Raw genomic sequence first — 6077 nt, 5'->3', positions numbered from 1 at the left:
GCCCGACCCCACGCCGGTGCCGGCCGAGCCGTCCACCGCCCCGCCGACCGACGCCCCGAGCGACCAGTCGACACCGCAGACGGCCGCGGCCGAGGCCGGGCCCACGTCCGCGGCAGCCGTGCCCGGCGGGGTGGTGGACGCCAACCCGGTGGCCGACGCCCCGCACGACTCCGGGTCGATGGTCCCCGCCGTGCTCGGCTCGGTCCTCGTCGTGGCGCTGGGCGTGGCCACGGTGGTGGCCGCCCGGCGCCGCCGCCGACGGGCCGAGTGATCCGGTGGGCACGCTCGACACGCGCGAGTCCGGCTCCCCGCAGCGCGCCCCCGGGCGGCTCGCGGGGGGCCGGCGCATCCCGCGCAACCTCCACCCGCTGGCCTGGTGGGCCTGGGCGCTGGCCCTGGCGACGGCGGCCAGCCGCACCACCAACCCGCTGCTGCTCCTGCTCGTCCTCGCCGTGCTCGGCTTCGTGGTCACCGCCCGCCGCAGCGAGGCGCCGTGGGCGCGCGGGTTCGCCTACTACCTGTGGCTGGCCCTGACGGTGGTGGCGATCCGGGTGGTCTTCCGGTGCGTCTTCGCCACCGGTGTCACCCCGCACGACCACCTGCTCTTCTCCCTGCCGCACATCCCCACCCCCGCCTGGTACGCGGGCATCGAGATCGGCGGCCCGGTCTCGCTGGAGGCCACGCTCTCGGCGGCCTTCGACGGGCTGCGGCTGGCCTGTCTGATCTGCTGCATCGGCGCCGCGAACACCCTGGCGAACCCCAAGCGGGCGCTGCGGGTGCTGCCGGGGGCCCTGTACGAGCTGGGCGTCGCGGTGACGGTGTCGCTCAGCGTCGCGCCCCAGCTGGTGCAGAGCGTCCAACGCGTCGCCCGGGCACGGCGGTTGCGCGCCGGGCGGCGCAAGGGCGTCCGTGCCCTGCGCAGCATCGTGGTGCCGGTCCTGGAGGACGCGCTGGAGCGTTCGCTCAGCCTCGCGGCCGCGATGGACTCGCGCGGCTACGGGCGTTCCGGCACCGCCTCGCGCCGCTCCCGCCGGCTGACCGGCGCGCTGATGCTGCTCGGCATGTGCGGCCTGTGCGCCGGGGTGTACGGGCTGCTGGACGGGACGGCCCCGGCCGCGCTCGGCCTGCCCGCCTTCCTCGCGGGGGCCGTGCTCTGCGTGGCGGGTCTGCTGCTCGGCGGGCGGCGGGTGCGGCGCACCACCTACCGGCCGGACCGCTGGCGGGCCGCCGAGTGGGGCGTGGCCGGCTGCGGGGTGACCGCCGCCGTGCTGCTGTTCGCCACCGTCGGCTACGACGCCACCGACCTCAACCCCTCGCTGTACCCGCTGACCTGGCCGACGCTGCCGCTCGTCCCGGTGCTCGCCCTGCTGCTGGCGGGGGCGGCCGGGATCGTCTCGCCACCGCCCGGCCGGACGCCCGGACCCGCCGCCGGGCCGGGGCCGCGCCCGGCCGCACGTCCCGATGCCGCTCCCACCGACCGCACCGACCGCACGACCTCCGAGGTGAGCACGTGATCCGATTCGACCGGGTCGGCGTGGTGTACGACGGCGAGAGCACGCCCGTCCTGCGCGACGTCGACCTGCACATCCCGGAGGGCGAGCTCTGCCTGGTGGTCGGCCGCACCGGTGTCGGCAAGTCGACCCTGCTCGGCGCCGTCAACGGCCTGGTGCCGCACTTCACCGGCGGAACCCTGCGCGGCCGGGTCACCGTGGACGGCCGCGACACCGCCCACCACCCGCCGCGCGAACTCGCCGACGTGGTCGGCGTGGTCGGGCAGGACCCGCTGGCCGGCTTCACCACCGACACGGTGGAGGAGGAACTGGCGTACGTCATGGAGCAGTTGGCGATCCCGCCGGAGACCATGCGCAAGCGGGTCGAGGAGACCCTGGACCTGCTCGGCCTGGCCGACCTGCGCCACCGGGCCCTGTACGAGCTCTCCGGCGGCCAGCAGCAGCGCGTCGCCATCGGCTCGGTGCTCACCGCGCACCCGCGCGTCCTGGTGCTGGACGAGCCGACCTCCGCGCTCGACCCGACCGCCGCCGAGGAGGTGCTGGCCGCGATCACCCGGCTGGTCCACGACCTCGGCGTGACCGTCCTGTTGGCCGAGCACCGCCTGGAGCGGGTCGTCCAGTACGCCGACCGGGTCGCCTACCTGCCCGGCGACGGGACGGTCGTGCACGGCCCCCCGGCCGAGGTCTTCCGGGACACCGCGATCGCGCCGCCCGTCGTCGACCTCGGCCGACTGGCCGGCTGGCGGCCGCTGCCGCTGTCCGTCCGGGACGCCCGCCGGGCCGCCGCGCCGCTGCGGGAGCGGCTCACGGACCTGCCGGTTCCCCCGCCGCGCCGGGCAGCGGTGGCGGGGGAGCCGGTGCTGGAGGCGACGGGGGTGGTCGTCCGGTACGGGCCGGTGGCCGCCGTCCGGGACGTCCGGCTGGAGCTGCGGGCGGGCGAGGTCACGGCGCTGATGGGCCGCAACGGCTCCGGCAAGTCCTCGCTCCTGTGGGCCCTCCAGGGCTCCGGGCCCCGCCAGGGCGGCAGCGTGAAGGTCACCGGCGCCGGGGGCGGCCCGGCCGCGGACCCCAAGCGGCTGCCCGCGGCCCGGGCCCGGCAGCTGGTCGGGCTCGTCCCGCAGACCCCCACCGACCTGCTGTACCTGGAGACGGTCGCCCAGGAACTCGCCCAGAGCGACCTCGAAGCCGACGGCGCCGGCGGGCCGACCGCACGGCAGGTCCTCGACCGCCTGGCCCCCGGGATCCCGGACGGCACCCACCCCCGGGACCTCTCCGAGGGGCAGAAGCTGGCCCTCGTCCTGGCGATCCAACTCGCCGCCGCACCAAGGGTCGTGCTGCTGGACGAACCCACCCGGGGGCTCGACTACCAGGCGAAGGAGGCGCTCACCGGCATCGTGGACGCCCTCGCCGCCGAAGGCCGTACGGTCGTCGTCTCCACCCACGACGTCGAGTTCGTCGCCTCCGCCGCCGACCGCGTCGTGGTGATGGCCGAGGGCGAGATCGTCGCCGACGGGCCCACCGCCGAGGTCATCGTCGCCTCGCCCACCTTCGCCCCGCAGACCGCCAAGATCCTCGCCCCGCTCGGCTATCTGACGGTGCGTCAGGTCGCGCCGGCCGTGGAAGCGGTGGAGGCCGCCCGGTGACCGCCGTCCGGATCCCCGGCCGGGCCCGCGTCGTCGTCGCCCTGGCCGCCTTCATCGGGCTGGTGGCCTTCACCTGGCCGTTCGTCGTCGCGCCCGGGCGGTTCGGCTCCAACTACGCGCCGCCGCTGATCTTCGGCGCCCTGCTGGTCCTGGTGCTCGCCGTCGTCGTCGCGGAGATCTCCGCGGGCGGCATCGACGCCAAGGCCCTCGCCATGCTCGGCGTCCTGTCCGCCGTCAACGCCGGACTCCGCCCGCTCGGCGCCGGCACCGCCGGAGTGGAGACGGTCTTCTTCATCCTGGTGCTGGCCGGCCGGGTCTTCGGCCCCGGCTTCGGCTTCACCCTCGGCTGCACCTCGCTGTTCGCCTCCGCGCTGCTCACCGGCGGCGTCGGCCCCTGGATGCCGTACCAGATGTTCGGCTGCGCCTTCGTCGGCATGCTCGCCGGACTGCTGCCGGGGGCCGGACGGCGCTGGGAGGTGCCGCTGCTGGCCGGGTACGGGGCGTTCTCCGGCTACCTCTTCGGCTTCCTGCTGAACCTCTCCTTCTGGCCGTTCTCCACCGACCCGAACAGCTCGATCGCCTACCTGCCGGGCCTGCCCTTCACCGAGCAGTGGCACCGCTACCTGCTGTTCGACCTGGCCACCTCGCTCGGCTGGGACACCGGCCGCGCCGTCACCACCTTCACCGCCGTGCTCGTCGTCGGGCCGGCCGTCCTCACCGTCTTCCGCCGCGCGGCCCGCCGCGCCAACTTCGAGCCCACGGTGCGCTTCGAGGCCCCGCCCGGCCCGGACGCCCCATCCGGCCCGGACACCCGGCTCGGCCCGGACACCACGGCGGGGCCGCCGACCGCCGCGCGGCCCACCGGCCCGGCGCACCCCTGAACCGAAAGGCCGACCATCGTGCCCAAGCCCGCGAAGCACCGGACGATGACGCTGGACGGGGTCGACGTCGTCGTCCTGACCCCGGAACAGCACGCCGCACTGGAATCCGCCCGCCGCCAGCTGGGCGGAGCGCAGGCGCAGGTCGCCAGGATGAGGTCCGACCTCCAGCGGGGACGGCGGCTGCTGGTCGAAGCCGAACGGATACTGGCGGGCATCCCGGCCGACCAGCTCGCGCGACTGGACGGCCGACTGGGCCCGGGACGCGGCCTGACCGGACTGCTCGCGGACATCCGCGCCGCCCTGCCGCGCACGCCGGACACCCCGACGCGGACCTGACCACCGGCCCCGCGGGCCATGGTGGCGTCCCACCATCCGGACGGGTTCCGAGATTCCCGCGCCAGGCCCGGCGCTTTGCCCCTAAGCTGACGGTGCAGCTGGTTCGCCCTGTCCGCCAGGCAGGGCGTCGCAAGAGGGAACCCGGTGACGCCTTTCGACTGGCCAGTCCGGGACTGCCCCGCAGCGGTGAGTGGGAACGACCGCCGTCATACGCACTGGACCCGGGACGGGTCTGGGAAGCGACGGCCAGTAGGTATCCGCCCTTCACGGGACGGACGCGCCCGCGAGTCCGAAGACCTGCCACTGCCCGCCCGCGGACGACCCGCGCGCGGCTATCCGGTGACCTCGTGGGCGGGTCGGCGACCATACCAGGCGGACCAGGCCCGTACGTTCCCGTGACGGCCGCCGCCGGGTACGTCATCCCTTCGCGCCCTCGTGCCGTCTCCGGGTACCTGAGGAGAACAGACTCGCGAAGGAGAGTCCCTTGACCACGAAGTCCGCAGCCGCGGCGAGCGTCGCCACCGCGTACGGCTACCCCCGCCAGGGCCGGGGCCGGGAGCTCAAGAAGGCCATCGAGGGCTACTGGAAGGGCTCGGTCACCGCCGAGGTGCTGCTGGCCACCGCCGCCGACCTGCGCCGGGGGAACTGGCAGCAGCTCGCCGACTCCGGCGTCGAAGAGGTCCCGACCGGTGACTTCTCGCTCTACGACCACGTGCTGGACACCACGGTCGCCGTCGGCGCGATCCCGCCCCGGCACCGGGCCGCGGTCGAAGCCGACCCGCTGGACGGGTACTTCGCCATGGCGCGCGGCAACCAGGATGTCGCCCCGCTGGAGATGACCAAGTGGTTCGACACCAACTACCACTACCTGGTGCCGGAGCTGGGGCCGGACACGGTGTTCACGGCGAACCCGGCCAAGGCCGTCGGCGAGCTGCGCGAGGCGCTGCTGCTCGGCCACGCGGCCCGGCCGGTGCTGGTCGGGCCGGTCACCTACCTGCTGCTCGCCAAGCCGGCGCCCGGGGTGGCCGCCGACTTCCAGCCGATCACCCTGCTGGACCGGCTGCTGCCCGTCTACGCGGAGCTGCTGGCCGGGTTGCGCGCCGCCGGCGCCGACTGGGTGCAGTTGGACGAGCCCGCGCTGGTCCAGGACCGCACCCCGGCCGAGCTCAACGCCGCCGCCCGCGCCTACCGCGAGCTGGGCGCCCTCACCGACCGGCCCAAGCTGCTGGTCGCGAGCTACTTCGACCGGCTCGGCGAGGCCCTGCCGGTCCTGGCGAAGGCCCCGATCGAGGGTCTGGCACTGGACTTCACCGGCCCGGCCGCGGCCAACCTGGAGGACCTCGCCGCCGCCGGCGGCCTGCCCGGCAAGCGGCTGGTGGCGGGGGTGATCGACGGGCGCAACATCTGGATCAACGACCTGGAGAAGTCCCTCACGACCCTGGCGACCCTGCTGGGCCTCGCCGACACCGTCGACGTCGCGCCGTCCTGCTCCCTGCTGCACGTGCCGATCGACGCCACCCTCGAACGCGACATCGACCCGCAGATCGCCCGCTGGCTGGCCTTCGCCAAGCAGAAGGCCACCGAGGCGGCGCTGCTCGCCCGCGGCCTGCGCGAGGGCACCGGCGCGATCGCCGCCGACCTCGCGGCCAACCGGGCCGACCTGGCCTCCCGCGCGGGCTCGCCGATCACCCGCGACCCGGCGGTGC

General features: G+C 75.4%; 4 protein-coding genes, 2 pseudogenes and 1 riboswitch. All 6 genes and pseudogenes read left to right on the top strand.

Going from position 1 to position 6077, the window contains the following annotated elements:
• A pseudogene (locus AE652_RS33345) lies at nt 1-271 on the top strand (hypothetical protein); the annotation flags it as partial.
• A 4-nt stretch (nt 272-275) separates the two neighbouring features.
• Nucleotides 276-1514 carry a CbiQ family ECF transporter T component gene (locus AE652_RS33340; protein ID WP_049658432.1) on the top strand — a complete coding sequence of 413 codons (1239 nt, stop codon included), beginning with the start codon at nt 276-278 and terminating at the stop codon, nt 1512-1514.
• The gene (locus AE652_RS33335) at nt 1511-3154 is read left to right on the top strand and encodes an ABC transporter ATP-binding protein (RefSeq protein ID WP_049658430.1); all 1644 of its coding nucleotides are present in this window, start codon (nt 1511-1513) and stop codon (nt 3152-3154) included. The genes AE652_RS33340 and AE652_RS33335 overlap by 4 nt, the downstream gene beginning before the upstream one ends.
• Complete coding sequence (locus AE652_RS33330; RefSeq protein WP_082346140.1) at nt 3151-4035, top strand: ECF transporter S component; 885 nt, start codon at nt 3151-3153, stop codon at nt 4033-4035. The genes AE652_RS33335 and AE652_RS33330 overlap by 4 nt, the downstream gene beginning before the upstream one ends.
• An 18-nt stretch (nt 4036-4053) precedes the next feature.
• Entirely contained in the window at nt 4054-4371 is a 318-nt protein-coding gene (locus tag AE652_RS33325) for a hypothetical protein (RefSeq protein ID WP_049658429.1), read from the top strand.
• Between the two features lie 82 nt (nt 4372-4453).
• Nucleotides 4454-4691, top strand: a riboswitch (cobalamin riboswitch).
• 164 nt (nt 4692-4855) lie between these two features.
• A pseudogene (locus AE652_RS33320) lies at nt 4856-6077 on the top strand (5-methyltetrahydropteroyltriglutamate--homocysteine S-methyltransferase); the annotation flags it as partial.

It is taken from the genome of Kitasatospora sp. MY 5-36 (genome assembly GCF_001182915.1).
Lineage (GTDB): Bacteria > Actinomycetota > Actinomycetes > Streptomycetales > Streptomycetaceae > Kitasatospora.
Note: the sequence above shows the minus strand (reverse complement) of the source record. Positions and strands in the feature narration are given on the sequence as shown.